Annotated in this window: 21 protein-coding genes; 17 read left to right on the top strand and 4 right to left on the bottom strand. The window is 66.8% G+C overall.

The window, feature by feature from the left end:
• The coding region (locus KDH83_RS10790; RefSeq protein ID WP_249205012.1) for an Rne/Rng family ribonuclease at positions 1-2076 on the bottom strand (2076 nt) is incomplete at its 3' end.
• Between the two features lie 516 nt (positions 2077-2592).
• Here KDH83_RS10790 and KDH83_RS10785 point away from each other — a divergent pair.
• From KDH83_RS10785 to msrQ, 4 genes are all read left to right on the top strand, one after another.
• Positions 2593-3558, top strand: a complete 966-nt coding sequence (locus KDH83_RS10785; RefSeq protein WP_212315325.1) for an RluA family pseudouridine synthase — start codon at positions 2593-2595, stop codon at positions 3556-3558.
• Positions 3558-4223: an HAD family hydrolase gene (locus KDH83_RS10780; protein WP_212315323.1), complete on the top strand. Its 666-nt coding sequence runs from the start codon at positions 3558-3560 to the stop codon at positions 4221-4223. The genes KDH83_RS10785 and KDH83_RS10780 overlap by 1 nt, the downstream gene beginning before the upstream one ends.
• A gap of 241 nt (positions 4224-4464) precedes the next feature.
• Positions 4465-5436: a protein-methionine-sulfoxide reductase catalytic subunit MsrP gene (msrP, locus tag KDH83_RS10775; protein ID WP_212315322.1), complete on the top strand. Its 972-nt coding sequence runs from the start codon at positions 4465-4467 to the stop codon at positions 5434-5436.
• 7 nt (positions 5437-5443) lie between these two features.
• The gene (gene msrQ, locus KDH83_RS10770; protein ID WP_212315320.1) at positions 5444-6121 is read left to right on the top strand and encodes a protein-methionine-sulfoxide reductase heme-binding subunit MsrQ; all 678 of its coding nucleotides are present in this window, start codon (positions 5444-5446) and stop codon (positions 6119-6121) included.
• 55 nt (positions 6122-6176) lie between these two features.
• On the opposite strand, the gene KDH83_RS10765 is transcribed toward msrQ, so the two are convergent.
• The 3 genes from KDH83_RS10765 to KDH83_RS10755 are packed head-to-tail and all read right to left on the bottom strand — an operon-like array spanning position 6177 to position 8274.
• A complete protein-coding gene (locus tag KDH83_RS10765) occupies positions 6177-6962 on the bottom strand; it encodes an N-acetylmuramoyl-L-alanine amidase (protein WP_212315318.1) in 786 nt (261 codons plus the stop codon).
• 2 nt (positions 6963-6964) lie between these two features.
• The gene (locus KDH83_RS10760; protein WP_212315316.1) at positions 6965-7675 is read right to left on the bottom strand and encodes an SAM-dependent methyltransferase; all 711 of its coding nucleotides are present in this window, start codon (positions 7673-7675) and stop codon (positions 6965-6967) included.
• Positions 7672-8274, bottom strand: a complete 603-nt coding sequence (locus KDH83_RS10755) for a Maf-like protein (protein ID WP_212315313.1) — start codon at positions 8272-8274, stop codon at positions 7672-7674. The genes KDH83_RS10760 and KDH83_RS10755 overlap by 4 nt, the downstream gene beginning before the upstream one ends.
• A 74-nt stretch (positions 8275-8348) precedes the next feature.
• Between KDH83_RS10755 and KDH83_RS10750 the strand changes: the two genes are divergently transcribed.
• The 13 genes from KDH83_RS10750 to KDH83_RS10690 all read left to right on the top strand — a co-directional run bounded on the left by KDH83_RS10750 (position 8349) and on the right by KDH83_RS10690 (position 19217).
• Entirely contained in the window at positions 8349-9062 is a 714-nt protein-coding gene (locus KDH83_RS10750; protein WP_249205011.1) for a DUF177 domain-containing protein, read from the top strand.
• A gap of 52 nt (positions 9063-9114) precedes the next feature.
• A complete protein-coding gene (gene rpmF, locus KDH83_RS10745; RefSeq protein ID WP_006389284.1) occupies positions 9115-9297 on the top strand; it encodes a 50S ribosomal protein L32 in 183 nt (60 codons plus the stop codon).
• A gap of 59 nt (positions 9298-9356) precedes the next feature.
• Positions 9357-10424, top strand: coding sequence for a phosphate acyltransferase PlsX (gene plsX / locus KDH83_RS10740; RefSeq protein WP_103273135.1), 1068 nt, complete (start codon positions 9357-9359; stop codon positions 10422-10424).
• Entirely contained in the window at positions 10424-11410 is a 987-nt protein-coding gene (locus KDH83_RS10735) for a beta-ketoacyl-ACP synthase III (protein ID WP_212315311.1), read from the top strand. The genes plsX and KDH83_RS10735 overlap by 1 nt, the downstream gene beginning before the upstream one ends.
• A 92-nt stretch (positions 11411-11502) precedes the next feature.
• Positions 11503-12438, top strand: coding sequence for an ACP S-malonyltransferase (gene fabD, locus KDH83_RS10730; RefSeq protein ID WP_212315329.1), 936 nt, complete (start codon positions 11503-11505; stop codon positions 12436-12438).
• Positions 12439-12443: 5 nt separating this feature from the next.
• Positions 12444-13193: a 3-oxoacyl-ACP reductase FabG gene (gene fabG / locus KDH83_RS10725; RefSeq protein ID WP_103273137.1), complete on the top strand. Its 750-nt coding sequence runs from the start codon at positions 12444-12446 to the stop codon at positions 13191-13193.
• Between the two features lie 194 nt (positions 13194-13387).
• The gene (gene acpP, locus KDH83_RS10720) at positions 13388-13627 is read left to right on the top strand and encodes an acyl carrier protein (protein WP_003813816.1); all 240 of its coding nucleotides are present in this window, start codon (positions 13388-13390) and stop codon (positions 13625-13627) included.
• 189 nt (positions 13628-13816) lie between these two features.
• On the top strand, positions 13817-15046 hold the full coding sequence (gene fabF / locus KDH83_RS10715; protein WP_212315309.1) for a beta-ketoacyl-ACP synthase II: 1230 nt from the start codon (positions 13817-13819) through the stop codon (positions 15044-15046).
• Between the two features lie 40 nt (positions 15047-15086).
• Complete coding sequence (locus KDH83_RS10710; protein WP_212315307.1) at positions 15087-15539, top strand: hypothetical protein; 453 nt, start codon at positions 15087-15089, stop codon at positions 15537-15539.
• Positions 15536-16135, top strand: coding sequence for an RNA polymerase sigma factor RpoE (gene rpoE, locus KDH83_RS10705; RefSeq protein ID WP_212315305.1), 600 nt, complete (start codon positions 15536-15538; stop codon positions 16133-16135). The genes KDH83_RS10710 and rpoE overlap by 4 nt, the downstream gene beginning before the upstream one ends.
• Positions 16136-16147: 12 nt before the next feature.
• Positions 16148-16654 (top strand): sigma-E factor negative regulatory protein, encoded by a 507-nt coding sequence (locus KDH83_RS10700; RefSeq protein WP_212315303.1) that lies wholly within the window; start codon positions 16148-16150, stop codon positions 16652-16654.
• The gene (locus KDH83_RS10695) at positions 16654-17727 is read left to right on the top strand and encodes a MucB/RseB C-terminal domain-containing protein (RefSeq protein ID WP_212315301.1); all 1074 of its coding nucleotides are present in this window, start codon (positions 16654-16656) and stop codon (positions 17725-17727) included. Before KDH83_RS10700 ends, KDH83_RS10695 begins: the two co-directional genes overlap by 1 nt.
• A 14-nt stretch (positions 17728-17741) precedes the next feature.
• Complete coding sequence (locus KDH83_RS10690) at positions 17742-19217, top strand: DegQ family serine endoprotease (RefSeq protein ID WP_212315293.1); 1476 nt, start codon at positions 17742-17744, stop codon at positions 19215-19217.
• Positions 19218-19328: the final 111 nt, after the last annotated feature.

Raw genomic sequence — 19328 nt, 5'->3', positions numbered from 1 at the left:
GTGGCCGCCGGCCTGGCCTGCCTGGTCGGGGCGGTTGTGGGCCGGCGCGGCGGGGGCGCGTGCGGCGTGGGCGTGGTTACGGCCCTGGCGCTCGCCACGTTCCGGCCGTTCGGCGCGTTCCGGACGCTCGGCGCGCTCGCCTTCGGCACGGCGGTTGCCGCGCACGTGCTGGCGGCCGCCTTCGGCGCCTTCAGCGCTGTCGCCGCGCGCTTCGTTGCGGCGGTTGCGGTTGCGGTCAGAGCCATGGCGTTCGCCGCGGCGGTCCTGGCCGTCGTGGCGGCCCTTGCCGCGGCCGGAGGCGCCGCGCTTGGCGGTGTCTTCCTGAGCGGCGGGGGTAGCGGCGGGCTTGGCGCTGTCGCCATTGCCGGTCAGCCAGCCGACCAGACGCTTGAACAGGCCGCCCAGACCGCCGGAGGCGGCAGGAGCGGGCGCGGCGGCGGCCGGCGCCGGGGCGGGCGTGGACACGGGCGCGGGTTGCGAGGGCGTGATGCCCTTGACCAGCGCTTCCGGACGGCTCTTGACCTCGTGCTCGCGCGGCTGCCAGGCGGCATCCGTGGACGGGGCCTCGACCAGCTCGAAGCTGGTCTTCACTTCCTCGAGGCGCGGGTCGTCATGACGCAGGCGCTCGATGTGGTGATGCGGCGTTTCCAGGTGCTTGTTGGGAATCAGCAGCAGGTTGACCTTCAGACGCGCTTCCATCTTGGTGATGTCGGAGCGCTTTTCGTTCAGCAGGTAGGTGGCCACGTCCACCGGCACCTGGGCGTGCACCGCCGCGGTGTTTTCCTTCATGGCCTCTTCCTGCAGCAGGCGCAGGACGTGCAGGGCGCTGGACTCCGCGTCGCGGATCACGCCGGTGCCGTTGCAGCGCGGGCAGGTGATGTGCGAGCCTTCGTTCAGGGCCGGACGCAGGCGCTGGCGCGACAGTTCCATCAGGCCGAAACGGGAGATCTTGCCCATCTGCACGCGGGCGCGGTCGAAATGCAGGGCATCACGCAGGCGCTGTTCGACGGCGCGCTGGTTCTTGCTGTCCTCCATGTCGATGAAGTCGATGACGATCAGGCCGCCCAGGTCGCGCAGGCGCAACTGGCGGGCCACTTCGTCGGCCGCTTCCACGTTGGTGCGCAGCGCGGTTTCCTCGATGTCGGCGCCGCGGGTGGAGCGGGCCGAGTTGACGTCCACGGACACCAGCGCCTCGGTGTGGTCGATGACCACGGCGCCGCCGGACGGCAGCTGCACGGTGCGGGAGTAGGCCGTTTCGATCTGGTGTTCGATCTGGAAACGCGAGAACAGCGGGATGTCGTCGCGGTAGCGCTTGACGCGCTGGACGTTGTCCGGCATCACCACGCTCATGAACGCGGTGGCCTGGTCGGCGATCTCGTCGGTGTCGATGAGGATTTCACCGATTTCCGGGGAGAAATAGTCGCGGATGGCGCGGATGACCAGGCTGGACTCGAGATAGATCAGGATGGGCGCGGAATTGTCGCGCGCCGCGCCGTCGATCGCCGTCCAGAGCTGCAACAGGTAGGACAGGTCCCACTGGAGCTCTTCGACGTTGCGGCCGATGCCGGCAGTGCGGGCGATGATGCTCATGCCCTGGGGCAGCTCGAGCTGCTCCATCGTGTCGCGCAGTTCCTGGCGGTCCTCGCCCTCGACGCGGCGCGAAACGCCACCGCCACGGGGGTTGTTGGGCATCAGGACCAGGTAGCGGCCGGCCAGCGAGATGAACGTGGTCAGGGCAGCGCCCTTGTTGCCGCGCTCTTCCTTTTCAACCTGGACGATCAGTTCCTGGCCTTCGCGCAGGGCGTCCTGGATGCGCGCGCTGCGCACGTCCACGCCTTCCTTGAAGTAGCTGCGGGCCACTTCCTTGAAGGGCAGGAAGCCGTGACGGTCTTCGCCGTAGTTGACGAAGCAGGCTTCGAGGCCGGGTTCGATGCGGGTGATGACACCTTTGTAGATGTTGCCTTTGCGTTGTTCGCGGCCGGCAGTCTCGATGTCGAGGTCGATGAGCTTCTGCCCATCAACGATAGCGACGCGCAATTCTTCCTGGTGCGTCGCATTGAACAGCATGCGCTTCATGAGAGGGGTTCTCCGTTGTCATGACGCGCCGATATCGGCGCGTGACCTCGGGTCACTCGGGCGCAGCGGCTGAAGCGGGCAAGAAGAATGCGGACCGTACCTGGGCGGCGCCCAGGCGTATCCGCCGCGAGTCAGGCGGGCACGTCGTGCCGTACGGCACGGGGTTCTGTCAGCAGGAGGGTCAGCTTCACTGAGTGTGGTTTGACGGAATGTGCTGTGAACGTCAGTTGCGGCAGGAATGGATGCCGACGCGCAACTGGTGCTTTAAATAGTAGATGCGACGATTCTTGCGATGCTTCAGGGCGCTTGCGGCAAGCAACGGACCTGCGGCGACAGCGGGCAAAAAGTGAATGCCACACCACTGTCCGGCAGGCCGCGGTTGCGCCGGCGACCAAGAGACCCAGGGGTTGAATCAGCAGGCAGTACAATGGCGGCCCGCGCGCTCGACGGAGTTGCGTACTTGTTGCATCTCTACGCCAGGCGGCTAGTTCAGCCCCTTAAGGCTGTCCCGATTATATGTCGCTTTCCGCAATGCGCAAAGAAACTTCCTCCCCTGCAAGCCCCCCCGCCGTCCGAATGGTCGAGGTCGACGCCGAACATGCCGGCCAACGCCTGGACAATTACCTGCTGCGGCTGTGTAAAGGCGTGCCCAAGACGCATATCTATAAGGCGATCCGCGGTGGCGAGGTGCGGGTAAACAAGGGACGTAGCCAGGCCGATTACCGGGTGGCCGAGGGCGACATTGTCCGCATTCCGCCCCTGAGGCTGCCCGATCCCGGCGCGCCCAAGCCCGTTCCGGCCGCCGAGTTTCCGGTGGTCTACGAGGACGACGCCATGCTGGTGGTCGACAAGCCTGCCGGCGTGGCGGTCCACGGCGGCAGCGGCGTGTCTTTTGGCGTGATCGAGCAGTTGCGCGCCGCCCGGCCGCAGGCGAAATTCCTGGAACTGGTCCACCGGCTGGATCGGGAAACCTCGGGCCTGCTCATGGTCGCCAAGAAGCGCAACGCGCTGCTGGCCCTGCATGCCATGCTGCGCGAGGGCAAGGGCGAGAAGCACTACCTGGCGCTGGTCGAAGGCGATTGGGTCAACGACCGCCAGCACATCAAGCTGAGCCTGTCCAAATGGACCACGCAGAGCGGCGAGCGCCGGGTCAAGGTGGATCCGGACGGCCAACGTGCGCATACTATCGTCAGCCTGAAGCAGCGTTTCGGCGGTTACAGCCTGGTGGACGCGGAGTTGCGCACGGGGCGTACCCACCAGATCCGGGTCCACCTGGCTTCCAGCGGGTTTCCCATCGTGGGCGACGACAAGTATGGCAACGACGAGGTCCGGGCGCAGTTTTCGCGCCAGGGATTCGGGCGCATGTTCCTGCATGCGCATCGCCTGACGCTGGCGCATCCGCTGACGGGCGAAACCCTGACGCTGACGGCGGATTTGCCCCCCGCATGCCTGAAGTTGTTGAAACAGTTGGAGTCTGTCTGATGTCTATGTATACGCTGGTGGTGTTCGATTGGGACGGCACCTTGATGGATTCCACTCACAGCATCGTGGCCGCCATCCAAGGCGCCTGCCGTGATCTGGAACTGCCCGTGCCCTCGGCTTCCGATGCCAGCTGGGTCATCGGTCTGTCCCTGGAAAGCGCGCTGCGCCGCGCGGTGCCCGAACTGACGCAGGCCATGGTGCCGCGCTTCCTTGAACGCTATCGCACCCACTACCTGCTGCGTGATCCCGAGCTGCGCCTGTTCGACGGCGTGCCCGAGATGCTGGATGCGCTGGCCGGGCAGGGCATCCAGCTGGCCGTGGCGACCGGCAAGAGCCGTGTCGGCCTGAACCGCGCGTTGGCCGCCACCGGCCTGGGGCCCAGGTTCGCCGCCACCCGCACCGCCGACGAGACCTTCAGCAAGCCGCATCCGGCCATGCTGCATGAGCTGATGCAGGAACTGGACGTGGCGCCGGAACAGGTGTTGATGGTGGGGGACACCTCGCACGACCTGCAGATGGCCGTGAACGCCGGCGTGCATGGGCTGGGCGTGACCTACGGCGCGCACACCCTGAAGGAACTCGAAGGTTGCTCGCCCCAGGCCGTGCTGGGCAGCGTGCCGCTGGTTCGCGAGTGGCTGCTTGACCGGGTGCGCGCCGCCGCCTGATCGCGGGTCGATGCTCGCCGGCGACGTTTCCTTCAACCGGAATCCCCGTGATCCGGCGGAGCCGTGTCATCGTGCTCCGGAACGTCTTGCTCCTGATCCGGTCTATCTGCCTGGTGTGACGTGCCGGGCGGGCGCAGGCTGAAGATCGGCGCATTTCGCCCGGCGCGGAATATCATGGGGCGCACAGTCGTCCATGGATTGCGCCGCGTGTTTTCCGCGGCCGCCGACTTCGGAGATCACGATGCTGATACGCAAGCCCGACGCCATCCTGCCGTCCGAGATCACGCCCGAACGGGTCTGGCGCGCCCGGCGCGACCTGATCCTGGGAGCGGGCGCCGCTGCCGCGGGCCTGGGCTTGTCGGGGTGGACGAGCCGCGCCCGGGCCGCGAATGCGCCTGCGGGCGAACTGGGCGCGCTGCCCGGGCAGGCGAGCCCCCTGAGCGTCATGGACAAGCAGACCTCCCTGTCTGATATCACGTCCTACAACAACTACTATGAATTCGGTCTGGACAAGAGCGACCCGGCGGCCCATGCGGGCAAGTTGCAGACGCGCCCCTGGACGGTGAGCGTCGAAGGCGAGGTCGGCAAGCCGCGCACCTTCGATATCGAAGAGCTGCTCAAGCTCGCGCCCATGGAAGAGCGGGTCTACCGGCTGCGTTGCGTCGAAGGCTGGTCCATGGTCATTCCCTGGGTGGGCTATTCGCTGTCCGCCCTGCTCAAGCAGGTCGAGCCGACCGCCAATGCGAAGTACGTCGAGTTCGTGACCGTCGTGCAGCGCGACAACATGCCGGGCGTGCGCGCGGCGGTGCTGGACTGGCCGTACGTGGAAGGCCTGCGCATCGACGAGGCCATGCACCCGCTGGCCATGCTGGTGTTCGGCCTGTACGGCAAGGTCCTGCCCAATCAGAATGGTGCGCCCTTGCGGCTGGCGGTGCCGTGGAAGTACGGCTTCAAGTCGGCCAAGTCGCTGGTCAAGATCCGGCTGGTCGAAAAGCAGCCGGTGTCTTCCTGGATCAAGGCAGCGCCGCAGGAGTACGGCTTCTACGCCAATGTGAATCCGGCCGTGCCACATCCGCGTTGGAGCCAGGCCAGCGAGCGGCGCATCGGCGAGGATGGCCTGTTCAGTCCGAAACGCAAGACGCTGCCTTTCAATGGTTATGCGGAGCAGGTCGCTGCCCTTTACCAGGGCATGGACCTGAAGGCCAATTACTGAGGCGCGCATGGCCCGGACCGACGCGCCCGCGCCCAAGGCCGCCACGGCCGCCGACACGCGCCGCGATGCCGTCTCGCCCAAGGCCCGGTGGTCGGCTCTTGCGGTCGGGCGCGCCAAGCCCGCGCTGTTCCTGCTGGGGCTGACGCCTTTCGCCCGTTGGGTCTGGCTGGGGCTGAACAATGGCTTGACGGCCAATCCGGTGGAGTTCCTGACCCGTTCGTCCGGCACCTGGACGCTGGTCTGCCTGCTGGTCACGCTGGCCATCACGCCTTTGCGCCGTCTGACCGGGCAGCCGGCGCTGGTGCGCCTGCGCCGCATGTGCGGGCTGTTTGCCTTCTTCTACGGCTTCCTGCATTTCATGGCCTGGGTCTGGTGGGACCGGGGATTCGACCCTGGGCAGATGCTGGCCGATATCGGCGAGCGGCCCTTCATCACAGTGGGCTTTGCCGCCTTCGTGCTGATGGCGGCGCTGGCGGCGACGTCCACGCAATGGGCCATGCGCAGGCTGGGCAAGCGCTGGCAGCGCCTGCACCGGGCGGTGTACGCCATCGGCTTGCTGGCGGTGTTGCACTACTGGTGGCACAAGGCGGGCAAGAACGACCTGGAACAGCCCATGATCTACGCCGCCGTGCTGGCGGTGCTGCTGGGCTGGCGGGTGGCCGACTGGTGGCGGCGCCGTTCCTGAGCGCGGGCGGCTGCCGACCGCCGCTCGTGGTCTTGCGCGCCGGCGGGGCCGGGTCTCAGGGCATCGCCATCATGATTGCCGCGGTTTCAGCGTCGGGCTGGCCGTCGTAGCGCGCCGGGCGGTAATGCATCTGGAAGGCCGCCAGCACGTTGATGGTGGCGCGGTCCAGCGTGCCCGTTTGCGGGCTGGCGTAGCCCAGGCGTTGCAGCTGCTGCTGGAACCATGCGGGCGCAGGCAGCGGCTCGGCCTGCAGGCGCGCAAGCTGCGCCGCCGCGCCGGCCTCGTCGTACCAGCGGCCGATGCCGGCGGCCGCCAGCTGCTTCCACGGGAACAGCGGGCCGGGATCCACCTTGCGCTGCGGCGCGATGTCGCTGTGGCCCACCACGTTCTCCGGCGCGACGCCATGGCGCTGGATCAGGTCGCGCACCAGGATGGTCAGGGCGCGGATCTGGCGGTCGTCATAGGCGTGCCAGACGCGGCCGCCGTCCGCGCCCTGGGTCCAGCCGGGGTTGACCAGTTCGATGCCGATGGACGTGCTGTTCATGGCGGTGATGCCATACCAGGAGCTGTTGCCGGCGTGCCAGGCGGCGCGCGTTTCGTCGACCAGGCGGTGGGCGCGACCCGCGGGGCTCAGCAGGTAGTGCGCGCTGACCTTGCCCTTGGATAGCAACTGCATGGAGCGCGCGTCGTCTTCGGTGGTGTAGTGGATCACGATGGCGCGTACGCGGCTGCTCTGGCTGACGGCGTTTACCGAGGTGTCCAGGTCCAGGCCGGCGGGGCCGCGCGTGGCGCAGCCCGCCAGGACCGCCGCGGCGGCCAGGATGAGGGAAAGTCGAAGCATGGTCAGCGGGCCAGGAACAGGAACAGGGTAGGCAGCTTGTCGAGCTGGGGGGCGGGCAGTTTCTTCCACTCGGCGATGGTGTGGGTGGCTACCCATTCATCGCTGGTGGTGAGGGATCGCGCCACGCACAGCCGGGTGTCGCCCTTGAGGCTGGCCAGCAGCGTGGCGTACATGGCGGCGTTGCGGTAGGGGGTTTCGATCAGCAACTGGGTCTGGTCGTGGCGGGCGGAATGCTGCTCCCAGGCGCGCAGCTGCTTGGCTCGCTCGCCCGCGTCCACCGGCGCATAGCCGTGGAAGGCGAAGCGCTGTCCGTCCAGGCCGCTGGCCATCAGTCCCAGCAGGATGGAGGAGGGGCCGACCCAGGGTCGCACCGCGATGCCCAGGCGATGGGCGGCGGCCACGACCTTGGCGCCGGGGTCGGCGACGGCGGGGCAGCCCGCCTCGGAAACCAGTCCGATTTCACCGCCTTGACGCGCGCTTTGCAGCCAGGCCTGGATCTGTCCGTCGTCGGCCTTGTCGCTCAGTGTGTGGATGGTGATTTCCTGCAGCGGCCGCTCGGTGCCGACCAGCTTCAGGAAGGCGCGGGCGGTCTTGGCGTTCTCGGCGATATAGGTATCCAGCCTGCCCGCCAGGGCGCGGACCTCGGCCGGCAGCCAGCGTTCCGGCGCCGCTTCGCCCAGGCCGACGGGAATCAGGTGCAGCGCGCCGCTCATGCCGCGGCTCCGGGAGCGGCCAGCGGGTCCAGGCCGAAGCGCGCCAGCATGCTGGTCAGCGCGATCAGGGGCAGCCCGATGATGGCGGTCGGGTCGTCGCTCTGGATGCTCTCCATCAGGGCGATGCCCAGGCTTTCCGCCTTGGCGCTGCCTGCGGTATCGTAGGGCTCTTCCGCCCGCAGATAGGCGTCGATTGCCTGATCGGACAGAGGGCGGAAGCGGCAGCGGGTGACGATATCTGCCTTTTCGGTCCGCACGCCGTCGGTAACGGCCAGCGCGCTGTGGAATTCGACGGTCTGGCCGGCCAGCGCCCGCAATTGAACCCGGGCGCGCTCGAAATCTCCTGGTTTGCCGATGGGTTGCCCGTCCACGGTGGCAACCTGGTCCGAGCCGATAACGACGCAGCCGGGGTGGGCGGACACCACCGCCCGGGCCTTGGCGACGGACAGGCGCAGCGCCAGCGCTTCCGGCGTCTCGCCGGGTTGTGGCGTTTCGTCCACATCGGGGGAAATCGCGATGAAGGGCAGGCGCAGGCGGGAAAGCAGTTCCTTGCGGTAACGGGAGCTGGAGGCAAGAATCAGGCGAGGCTGTGAAGGCATGCGGAATTTGACGCTAGTACGTAAGTCACAGTATTATCTAACGTTTTGCGGCATTTTTGCAGGAACATCACCACATGAGCAACGAGACCAAGGACGCCAAGCGCATGCCTGGCTCGGGCGATAGCGGTGGCGCTGACGGCAAGAATGGCGGCAATGGCGGCCGTGCCAAGGGCGCGGGCGGCAAGAGCAATGGCGGCGTGGATCGCATCGATGCCTTCGCGTTTGCCCGATTGGGCAAGGAAGCGCAGGGTACGGTGCCGCTGGTGCGCCTGACGCGTTTTACCGATGGGCTGCCCGAGCAGTCTGCTGGTGTGGCGGGTCTGGTGACCTGGTCCGTGCGCGGCGAACAAGGCAAGTCCGGCTTGCTCGCCGGCGAGCCGTTGCTGCACCTGCACGTGCAGGCCAATCCGGTTGTGATTTGCCAGCGCTGCAATGCGCCGTTCGCTTATCCGGTCGATAGCCAGACGCTGCTGCATCTGGTCAAGTCCGAAGACGATCTCGACGATGGGTTTTCCGCCTCAGGGCAGGGAGACGACGAGAGCGACGAGGACGATGACGGCGAAGAAGGACAAGGTTTTGCGCCTGATCAACCCGAAAAGGTGGTGGGGTCGCATCATTTCGATCTGTTGGCCCAGATCGAGGATGAGCTCATTCTGAGCGTTCCGTATGTGCCCAAGCATGATGTATGCCCGGGCGCGCAGGCCAATGACGGCGATGCTTCCCAAGAGCCCGTTGTCAAGCGTCCGTCGCCGTTTGCGGTGCTGGAACAACTGAAGCACAAAGATTGAGATCAACATCGGGCCGCATCGCGTACAATGCGCCCCGTTTCTAGGAGTCATCATGGCTGTTCAACAAAACAAGAAGTCCCCGTCCAAGCGCGGTATGCACCGTTCGCATGATTTTCTGGTGAACCCGTCGACGGCTATCGAGCCGACCACCGGCGAAACGCACCTGCGTCACCACATCAGCCCCAACGGCTTCTACCGCGGCCGCAAGGTCCTGAAGACCAAGGCCGACGAATAAGGCCCCCGGGCCGAACTCGTACCCGGACCATTTCGGCTGAGCGCTGATACCTGGCCCCCGTGATACGCATCGCCATAGACTGCATGGGCGGAGACTTCGGTCTGCCCGTCACGATTCCGGCTGCGATCGAGTTCGCCCGGCAATTTCCGGATACCCGGCTATTGCTGGTCGGGCTTCCCGACGCCATCGAAGCGGCGCTCTCCGAGCACCGCGGCGTCGACCGTGATCGCCTTGAGATCGTCGCGGCTTCCGAAGTCGTCACGATGGACGACCCCGTCGAAGTCGCCCTGCGCCGCAAGAAAGACTCCTCCATGCGCCTGGCCGCCCAGTCCGTCAAGGACGGGCGCGCCGACGCCTGCGTTTCCGCGGGCAATACCGGCGCCTGGATGGCCATTTCCCGCTACGTGCTCAAGACGCTGGACGGCATCGACCGCCCGGCGATCGCCACGTCCATTCCGAACCAGACCGGCCGTGCCACCACGGTGCTGGACCTGGGCGCGAACGTGGACTGCACGGCCGAGCACCTGCTGCAATTCGCCATCATGGGCGCCGCGCTGACGCAGGCGGTGGACCACCGCGACAACCCCACGGTGGGGCTGCTCAACATCGGCGAGGAAGTCATCAAGGGCAACGAGGTCGTCAAGGAAGCCGCCGAGCTCCTGCGCTCCAGCCCGCTGAACTTCTACGGCAACGTGGAAGGCAATGACATCTTCAAGGGCACCGTCGACGTGGTGGTCTGCGACGGCTTCGTCGGCAACGTCGTGCTCAAGTCCGTGGAAGGGCTGGCCAAGATGCTGTCCAGCGTCATCCGCGAGGAATTCAAACGCAACCTCATCACGCTCCTGGCGGGCGCGCTGGCCAAACCAGTGCTCAACCGCCTGCGCAACCGCGTCGACAACCGCCGCTACAACGGCGCCGCCTTGCTGGGCTTGCGTGGCGTCGTGATCAAGAGCCACGGTTCGGCGGACGCCTACGCCTTCGGCTTCGCCCTGCAGCGCGCCCGTGAAGCCGTCGTGAGTAAACTGCTGGAGCGCACCGCGCAGACGGTCGCCCAGATCACCAGGCGCGTTCAGTCTGGCGACGGCGCGTCCGCGCCCGCGCCGAACGCGGCCGGGGACATCGCTTGATGGATACCGCAATGAAATATTCCGTGATCGCGGGCACCGGCAGCTTCCTGCCGGAACGCGTGGTTTCGAATGACGCGCTGGCCGCCGAGCTGGCGACGCGCGATATCGCCACTTCCGACGAGTGGATCGTCGAGCGCACCGGCATCCGCCAGCGCCATCTCGCCGAACGCGGCGTGACCACCAGCCAGCTGGCCACCGAGGCGGCGCGCCGCGCGATGGCCGACGCCGGCGTCGAGGCGTCCGAGATCGATCTCATCGTCCTGGCGACATCCACGCCGGACTTCGTATTTCCCAGCACTGCCTGCCTGGTGCAGGCCAACCTGGGCGCCAAGGGCTCCGCCGCCTTCGACGTGCAGGCCGTGTGCAGCGGCTTTGTCTATGCGCTGACCACCGCCGACAGCTTCATCCGCGCTGGCCGTGCCCGCTGCGCGCTGGTCATCGGCGCCGAGGTGTTCTCGCGCATCCTGGACTGGAACGACCGCAAGACCTGCGTGCTGTTCGGTGACGGCGCCGGCGCCGTGATCCTCAAGGCTTCCGACAAGCCCGGCATCCTGGCCGCCCAGCTGCATGCCGATGGCTCGCAGACCAAGATCCTCAGCGCCGAAGGCAACGTCGCCTACGGCAGCGTCACCGGTGATCCCTTCCTGCGCATGGATGGCCAGGCCGTCTTCAAGCAGGCTGTCACGGTGCTGGACCGCTCCGCGCGCGACACCTGCGCCGAGGCCGGCGTGGAAGTCAGCGAAGTGGACTGGCTGATTCCGCACCAGGCCAACGTTCGCATCCTGAATTTCCTGGCGCGCAAGCTCAGCGTGCCGACAGAGAAGGTCGTCATCACCGTCGACCAGCATGCCAATACCTCCGCGGCCAGCGTGCCCCTGGCGCTGGATGCCGCGCGCCGCGACGGTCGCGTCAAGCCCGGCCAGCTCATCCTGATGCAAGGCGTGGGCGGCGGTTTCACCTGGGGCTCGGTGCTCGCCCGCATGTAAGAGGCGGGTGCTCGCGGGGCGGCGCAAGCCGCCGTCGCGATCGCCTGCCGCTCCCACAGACTCAGAATTCATCCACACGCTTAACCATGACCATGAAAATCGCTTTTGTCTTTCCTGGCCAGGGCTCTCAAGCCGTCGGCATGCTGGACGCCTGGTCGGGCGTGGCCGCCGTCACCGACTCCGTGGCGCGCGCTTCGGCCGCCCTGGGGCAGGACCTGGCCGCGCTGATCGCGCAGGGTCCGGTCGAACAGCTCAACCTGACCACCAACACTCAGCCCGCCATGCTGACCGCCGGCGTGGCGTTCTACAACGCCTGGCTGGCCGCTGGCGGCCGCAAGCCCGACGTGGTGGCCGGTCATAGCCTGGGCGAGTACGCCGCGCTGACCGCCGCCGGTTCGCTGGCGCTGGAAGACGCCGTGCGCCTGGTGCGCGTGCGCGCCGACGCCATGCAGGCCGCCGTGCCCGTGGGCACTGGCGCCATGGCCGCCATCCTGGGCCTGGACGACGACGCCGTGCGCGCCGCCTGCGTCTCGGCCGCCCAGGGCGAGGTCGTGGAGGCCGTGAATTTCAATGCGCCCGCCCAGGTCGTGATCGCCGGCCACAAGGCTGCCGTCGAGCGTGCCTGTGAGCTGGCCAAGGCCGCCGGCGCCAAGCGCGCGCTGCTGCTGCCGGTGTCGGCGCCTTTCCACTCCAGCCTGCTCAAGCCTGCCGCCGACGTGCTGGCCACCGCGCTGGCCGCCGTGAACGTGTCGGCGCCGCAGATTCCGGTGATCAACAACGTCGACGTGGCATCGCCCGTCGAACCCGGGGCTATCCGCGATGCGCTGGTGCGCCAGGCGTGGCATCCTGTGCGTTGGGTGGAAACGCTGCGCGCCATGAAGGCGCAGGGCGTCACGCACGTCATCGAATGCGGTCCCGGCAAGGTGCTCGCCGGCCTGACCAAGCGCATCGACCCCGAACTCACCGGCCTGGCCATCACCGATCCGGCTTCCCTGGACGCCGCGCTGGCCGCGGTCAACGGAAACTGAAAGACATGGACTACTCCACTGAACTGCAGGGCAAGACCGCCCTGGTGACGGGCGCCACGCGCGGCATCGGCCGCGCCATCGCCCTGGAACTGGCGGCGCGTGGCGCCGTCGTGGTCGGCACCGCCACTTCCGAGTCGGGCGCCGCCGCCATCACCGAGGCGCTGGCGCCGTTCGGCGGCCGCGGCGTGGTGCTGGACGTGACCAACGCCGAAGCCTGCGACGCGCTCATCGACGCGCTGGGCAAGGAAAGCGGCGGCCCCCACATCCTCGTCAATAATGCCGGCATCACCCGCGATACGCTGGCAATGCGCATGAAAGACGACGATTGGTCGGCGGTCATCGACACCAACCTGGCCTCGGTCTTCCGCCTGTCGCGCGGCGTGCTGCGCAACATGATGAAGGCCCGCTGGGGACGCATCATCAACGTGACCTCGGTGGTGGGTTCGTCGGGCAATCCTGGCCAGGCCAACTACGCGGCCGCCAAGGCCGGCGTGGCTGGCATGGCGCGCGCGCTGGCGCGTGAGCTGGGCAGCCGCAACATTACCGTGAACTGCGTGGCGCCGGGCTTCATCGATACCGACATGACGCGCGCGCTGGGCGAAACCCAGACGGCGGCGCTGCTGCAGCAGATTCCGCTGGGCCGCCTGGGCGCGCCCGCCGACATCGCGCACGCGGTCGCATTTTTGTCCGGCCCGCAAGCGGGTTACATTACCGGCACCACCCTGCACGTGAACGGCGGGATGTACATGCAATAAGTCGCGAAACGCGCATATCGGGCCACCGGCAGGCTGGCGGCCCGGCGCGCGGTTCACATTGGATGCATCGCACACCGGCTTCCTGCGCCATGCCGGCGACAGATCAGTGGGCGATGTAATTTTGTCACGGCCGGGCGTTGCTTTACTCTGCGCTTGGCTATAATTCGCGGGATTTTTCCCATTTGGAGATCTGCATGGAAAGCATCGAACAGCGCGTCAAGAAGATCGTCGCTGAACAACTTGGCGTGAACGAAGCCGAGATCAAGAACGAATCCTCCTTCCTTGACGACCTCGGTGCCGATTCGCTCGACATGGTCGAACTGGTCATGGCGCTCGAAGACGAATTCGAGACCGAGATCCCCGACGAAGAGGCCGAAAAGATCACGACCGTGCAACAAGCGATTGATTACATCAATTCGCACGGCAAGCAGTAAGCTCAGCCTATACCTTTCCGGCGGCCCGAAACGTCTTTTCGGGACTGGCCGGGAATCGGGGCGGTTTCAGGAAAATGCCGCGTGGTTCGCGCGCGGGGCAGGTGTCGCAGCCTGGCCCGTAGTCGCGAGCGCCACGCGCGCAGCGCATCCCGAAAACCGCCTTTCTTTTGTCTGTTTGAGGAGTCATCCGTGAAGCGACGTGTCGTCATCACCGGCCTTGGTATCGTTTCGCCCGTGGGCAACGACATCACCACCGCTTGGGACAATATCGTCAACGGACGTTCTGGCATCAGCCGCATCAGCCGTTTCGATCCCTCGGCCATCACCACCCATATCGCCGGCGAAGTCAAAGACTTCGACATCAGCGCCTATGTCTCGTCCAAAGAAGCCCGCCAGATGGATACCTTCATCCATTACGGCTTGGCAGCGGGCATGCAGGCATGGCGCGACTGCGGACTGGAAGTCAACGAAGCCAACGCCGAACGCATCGGCGTGATCGTGGGCTCGGGCATCGGCGGACTGCCGCGCATCGAGGAAACCCAGGTCGAGTATCTGGCCAAGGGTCCACGCCGTATTTCCCCGTTCTTCGTGCCGGGTTCCCTGATCAACCTGATCTCCGGCCATCTCTCGATCGCCTATGGCATGAAGGGGCCGAGCTACGCCGTCGTGTCGGCCTGCACCACCGGCCTGCACTGCATCGGCGATGCCGCGCGCCTGATCGAATATGGCGATGCGGATGTCATGATGGCAGGCGGAGCCGAATCGACCGTGTCCCCGCTAGGCATCGGCGGCTTCGCCGCGATGCGCGCCCTGTCGACGCGCAACGACGATCCCACGACCGCTTCGCGTCCCTGGGACCGTGACCGCGACGGCTTCGTGCTGGGCGAAGGCGCCGGCGTGCTGGTGCTGGAAGAGTACGAACACGCCAAGAAGCGCGGCGCGCGCATCTATGGCGAGTTGGCCGGCTACGGCATGAGCTCGGACGCGCACCACATCACGGCTCCCGACAAGGACGGCCCGCGCCGCGGTATTCTCAATGCGCTGCGCAACGGCGGCCTCAATCTTGAAGACGTCCAGTACGTCAACGCGCACGGCACCTCCACGCCGCTGGGCGACAAGAACGAGTCCGACGCGCTGAAGCTGGCTTTCGGCGATCACGCCAAGAAGCTGGTGGTCAACTCGACCAAGTCCATGACCGGGCACTTGCTGGGCGCCGCGGGCGGGATCGAAGCCGTGTTCACCACGCTGGCCGTGTACAACCAGGTGTCGCCTCCCACGATCAATATCTTCAATCAGGATCCGGAATGCGATCTGGATTACTGCGCCAACGAGGCGCGGCAGATGAAGATCGACGTGGGTCTGTCGAACTCCTTCGGTTTCGGCGGCACCAACGGCTCGATGGCCGTTCGCCGGGTCTGACTTGGAAGTTCCCGCGCGCGGGCGCCGGGCCGTGCTTGCCGTGGTGACGCGGCCCCGCGCCGCGTCCGCGCTCGCCGGCCTGGCCGTCGCCGTGGCGGCGGCATCGGTGCTGCTGTCGGCGGCCTGGCTGGACCAGCCAGCCGCCGGCGCCGCGCTCGCGGCGCTGGTGGTCGTGGCGGGGCTGTTACACTCGCTGCGTGGCGGCCTGTCCCCGGTATCCGCGCTGCGAGCCTCCCCTGAGGGCGGCCGCTGGCAATTGCGGCTGCCGTCGGGCTGGCGCGACGCCGGCCTGCTGCGTTGCAGCAGAGGGGCGGCGTGGCTCACGCTCACCTTGCAGCCCTTGCCCACCGGGAGTATGGCCTTTACTCGCAGCAACTACACCTTTACCGTCTGGCGGCGGGCCCTGCGGCCTGATGCCTGGCGTCGCCTGTGCCTGCTGGCGCAGGTCGAACCGCGCGCAGCCGCGCCTGCCGCGCCGCGGGAGGCCGAATGAGCGAACGCGAAGTCGACGCTGAACTCGTCGCCCGCGTCCAGCGCGGCGACAAGAAAGCCTTCGATCTGCTGGTCCTGAAGTACCAGCGCAAGATCCTGCGCCTGCTGGCGCGGATGATCCGCGATCCGTCGGAAATCGAGGATGTGGCGCAGGAGGCCTTCATCAAGGCCTACCGCGCCTTGCCCCAGTTTCGAGGCGACAGCGCCTTTTACACCTGGTTGTATCGCATCGCCATCAATACGGCGAGAAACTGGCTGGCGTCCCAGGGACGCCGTCCCAGCGCGCCCAATGCGATAGAAACGGAAGACGGTGAAACTTTTAACGAAACCGAGAACCTAACCGACATAAGCACGCCGGAGTCGATGGTTGCCAGTCGCGAGATCGCTCAAACGGTCAACGCGGCTATCGAGGAATTGCCCGAGGAATTGCGGACCGCAATCGTCCTGCGTGAAATCGAAGGTATGAGTTACGAAGACATCGCCCAGAGCATGGACTGCCCGATCGGCACGGTGCGCTCGCGTATTTTCCGCGCGCGTGAAGCCATCGCCGCAAAGTTGCGCCCATTGCTAGGCACCGATGCCGAGCGTCGCTGGTAAGGAGTCGCAGTCATGCAAACAGCAGCCAAGTCCGTCGTGATCGCCGAGTCTTCCTGGGAAGAGTCGGTTTCCGCCTGGATGGACGGAGAAGAATCCGACGATGTCCTCGCTGGCCTGTTGACCCGGGAAGGGCAGCAGACCTGGGATACCTATCATCTGATCGGCGATGCCCTGCGCAATTCCGATCTGGCCCTGACGCCCAGCGCCGCCTTCCAGGCCCGCCTGGCGCGCGCGCTGGACGCCGAATTGCCCATCGTCGCGGCGCCTCGACGTCGTTCGCCCTTGCGCATGGGACTGTCCGGCCTGGCCGTGGCCGCCGCCGTCGCCACCGTGGCCTGGGTGGCCCAGCCCTATCTGTCCGGCGGCTCGACGGGCACCGAGACCCGCGTGCTGGCCGACGCCAGCGCGGGTGCCAGCACCGAAGACGCGAGCCTGCGTGATTACCTCGAGGCTCATCGGCAGATGGCCGGCCCCAGCGCCGTGCGCCAGGTGTCCTTCGATACAGGGGCGGGCCGCTGATGGCCTTAGTGCTTCCGACACGCTGGCCAGCCCTGGGCCGCGCCGCTACCTGGCCGGCCCATCGGGCTGCCTGGTTCGCCGCCCCGCTGTTTGCCGCATTCCTCGCCGCCCCCGAACCCGCCCGCGCCGCCGATGCCGCGCCTGCCGCCGCGCCTGAAGATGTGGTGCAGCTGCTGTCGCGCATCCAGCAGGCGGCCCGCAAGCAGGACTACGCGGGCGTTTTCATGTATCAGCAGGGCGAGACCATCCAGTCTTCCCGGCTGGTCCATGTGCTGGACGGCACCGGCGAGCGTGAGCGCCTGGAAATCCTGGACGGCCAGCCGCGCGAATATCTGCGCCACAACGAAGATGTGCAGTGCCTGATCCCCGAGCGCAAGACGGTGCTGATCGAGCGCCGCCGCGGTGACCGTTTCCCGGGTCTGTTGCTGGGCGATCCCGCCAACCTGTCCAAGCACTACCGGATGCGCGCCGAATCCGCGCTGCATCGGGTGGCGGGGCGTGAATGCCGGCTGATCACCATCGAGCCCGTGGACAAGCTGCGCTACGGTTATCGCCTCTGTGCCGACGTCGAAACCAACCTGCTGCTGAAGGCGCAGACGCTGAATGCCGCGCGAGGCGTGGTCGAACAGGTGTCCTTCACGTCCTTGCGCCTGGGATCCGAGGTCGATCCACAATCGCTGGCTTCGCGCTGGAATACCCGCGACTGGAAGGTGCTGGAACCGTCCATGAAGCAGGTCGACCTGGCTGCCCAGGGCTGGCGCATTCCCGCGCCCGAGGGTTTCACCGTGATAATGCAGGTGGCGCGCTCGATGGGGCGCTCGGGCACCGTCAGCCAGGTGGTGCTGTCGGACGGCCTGGCGGCGATCTCGGTCTTCATCGAGCCCTACGACAGCCTGCGCGGCCATACGCCGCCTCATGGCGCGGCGCAGCGCGGCTCGATCACGGTCTACGGTACGCGCATCGCCGATTTCTGGTTGACGGCCGTGGGTGAGGTGCCGCTGACCACGCTCGAACAATTGGCCCAGGGCACGGAGTACGTGCCCGCCGCCGCCCCGGCCGCGGGCAAGCAGTAATTTCGGAGCAATCTATGAAAACAATGTTGGGGTCGAACCTGCAATTCCGGCGCCTGCTGGCGGCCATGGTTGCGGGCCTGTTGATGTCGACCGCCTATGCGCCTGCCTCGTTGGCGCAGACGCCGACGGTGGCCTTGCCGGATTTCACGACCATCGTCGAGAAAGCCGACCCCGCCGTCGTCAACATCCGCACCACCGCCACCGTGCCCGTGCGCGGTCCCGGGATGGGCGGCGGCAACGATCCCTATGAACTGTTCCGCTGGTTCTTCGGGCCGGATTTCCAGCCGCCGGGCCAGCAGTCGCCCACGCCGCGGCAGCGTCCGCAGCCTTCGCAGCCCGAAGAGCGCACCGTGCCGCGCGGCGTGGGATCGGGCTTCTTCATCTCCGAAGACGGCTACATCCTCACCAATAACCACGTGGTCGTCGACGCAACTGACATCTACGTCACGCTGACCGACGGCCGCGAATTCAAGGCCAAGGTCATCGGCACGGATGAGCGCACCGACGTCGCCCTGATCAAGGTTGAGGCCAAGGGCATGACGCCGCTGGTCATCGGCGATCCCAAGAAGCTCAAGAAGGGGCAGTGGGTGCTGGCCATCGGTTCGCCGTTCGGCCTGGATTCCACCGTCACGTCCGGCATCGTCAGCGCCATTGGCCGCGATACCGGCGAATATCTGCCGTTCATCCAGACGGACGTCGCGGTCAACCCGGGCAACTCCGGCGGTCCGCTGATCAATCTCGATGGCGAAGCGGTCGGCATCAACTCGCAGATCATCTCGCGCAGCGGCGGCTTCATGGGCATTTCGCTGGCGATCCCCATCGACGAAGCCATGCGCGTGGTCGACCAGCTGCGCGCCACCGGCAAGGTGACCCGTGGCCGCGTCGGCGTGCAGATCGGCGAGGTCGGCAAGGATGTGGCCGAAGCCATCGGCCTGCCCAAGGCCGAAGGCGCCCTGGTCAGCAGCGTCGAGGCGGACGGTCCGGCCGACAAGGCCGGCGTGCAGCCGGGCGACGTGATCCTGAAGTTCAACGGCGAAACCATCAAGCGCTGGTCCGATCTGCCGCGCATCGTCGGCGAAACCAAGCCGGGCACCAACGCCGACCTGGAAGTCTGGCGCAAGGGCAAGACGGTCACGCTGCCGGTCAAGGTCGGTGAAATCCCGGCCGAGAAGGGCGGCGGCGCCAAGAAGGGCGCTGTGCCTCCCCCGGACGTCACCAACGCGCTGGGCTTGGGCGTGATCGACGTGCCGGCCGAGGTGCAACGCAAGCTGCGCATCAAGGGCGGCGTGCAGGTCAAGATCGCCGAAGGCGCCGCGGCCAAGGCCGGACTGCAGGAAGGCGACATCGTGTTGGCTCTGAACGACACTGACGTCACCGGCGCCAAGCAGTTCGGCGAGCTGGTCGCCAAGCTGGACAAGGCGCGCGCGGTGGGCCTGCTGGTCCGTCGTGGCGAGCAGACGCAGTGGGTGGCGGTACCCGCGTCCAAATAAGGTCCAAGACCGGCTAAAATGCCTGGTTGCCGCAAGAGGGGGCGCATGGCGCCCCCTCGTTTTTGCCCAGGGCCAGCCGCCCCAGGGCGCATCTCGTCAGCCGTGCGTATT

Origin of the sequence: Achromobacter sp. Marseille-Q0513, assembly GCF_018195695.1 — a bacterium.
Classification (GTDB): domain Bacteria; phylum Pseudomonadota; class Gammaproteobacteria; order Burkholderiales; family Burkholderiaceae_B; genus Achromobacter.
This window is presented reverse-complemented; position numbering and strand designations above follow the sequence as displayed.

Bases quoted from the DNA above. Each gene is read 5' to 3' on its own strand.
- KDH83_RS10765 (WP_212315318.1), bottom strand. From the start codon at position 6,962: ATGCTTCGACTTTCCCTCATCCTGGCCGCCGCGGCGGTCCTGGCGGGC.
- KDH83_RS10700 (WP_212315303.1), top strand. From the start codon at position 16,148: ATGCAAACAGCAGCCAAGTCCGTCGTGATCGCCGAGTCTTCCTGGGAA.
- KDH83_RS10735 (WP_212315311.1), top strand. From the start codon at position 10,424: ATGGATACCGCAATGAAATATTCCGTGATCGCGGGCACCGGCAGCTTC.
- msrP (WP_212315322.1), top strand. From the start codon at position 4,465: ATGCTGATACGCAAGCCCGACGCCATCCTGCCGTCCGAGATCACGCCC.
- fabG (WP_103273137.1), top strand. From the start codon at position 12,444: ATGGACTACTCCACTGAACTGCAGGGCAAGACCGCCCTGGTGACGGGC.
- msrQ (WP_212315320.1), top strand. From the start codon at position 5,444: ATGGCCCGGACCGACGCGCCCGCGCCCAAGGCCGCCACGGCCGCCGAC.
- KDH83_RS10760 (WP_212315316.1), bottom strand. From the start codon at position 7,675: ATGAGCGGCGCGCTGCACCTGATTCCCGTCGGCCTGGGCGAAGCGGCG.
- fabD (WP_212315329.1), top strand. From the start codon at position 11,503: ATGAAAATCGCTTTTGTCTTTCCTGGCCAGGGCTCTCAAGCCGTCGGC.
- acpP (WP_003813816.1), top strand. From the start codon at position 13,388: ATGGAAAGCATCGAACAGCGCGTCAAGAAGATCGTCGCTGAACAACTT.
- KDH83_RS10690 (WP_212315293.1), top strand. From the start codon at position 17,742: ATGAAAACAATGTTGGGGTCGAACCTGCAATTCCGGCGCCTGCTGGCG.
- KDH83_RS10785 (WP_212315325.1), top strand. From the start codon at position 2,593: ATGTCGCTTTCCGCAATGCGCAAAGAAACTTCCTCCCCTGCAAGCCCC.
- KDH83_RS10755 (WP_212315313.1), bottom strand. From the start codon at position 8,274: ATGCCTTCACAGCCTCGCCTGATTCTTGCCTCCAGCTCCCGTTACCGC.
- KDH83_RS10780 (WP_212315323.1), top strand. From the start codon at position 3,558: ATGTCTATGTATACGCTGGTGGTGTTCGATTGGGACGGCACCTTGATG.
- rpmF (WP_006389284.1), top strand. From the start codon at position 9,115: ATGGCTGTTCAACAAAACAAGAAGTCCCCGTCCAAGCGCGGTATGCAC.
- KDH83_RS10750 (WP_249205011.1), top strand. From the start codon at position 8,349: ATGAGCAACGAGACCAAGGACGCCAAGCGCATGCCTGGCTCGGGCGAT.
- rpoE (WP_212315305.1), top strand. From the start codon at position 15,536: ATGAGCGAACGCGAAGTCGACGCTGAACTCGTCGCCCGCGTCCAGCGC.
- KDH83_RS10695 (WP_212315301.1), top strand. From the start codon at position 16,654: ATGGCCTTAGTGCTTCCGACACGCTGGCCAGCCCTGGGCCGCGCCGCT.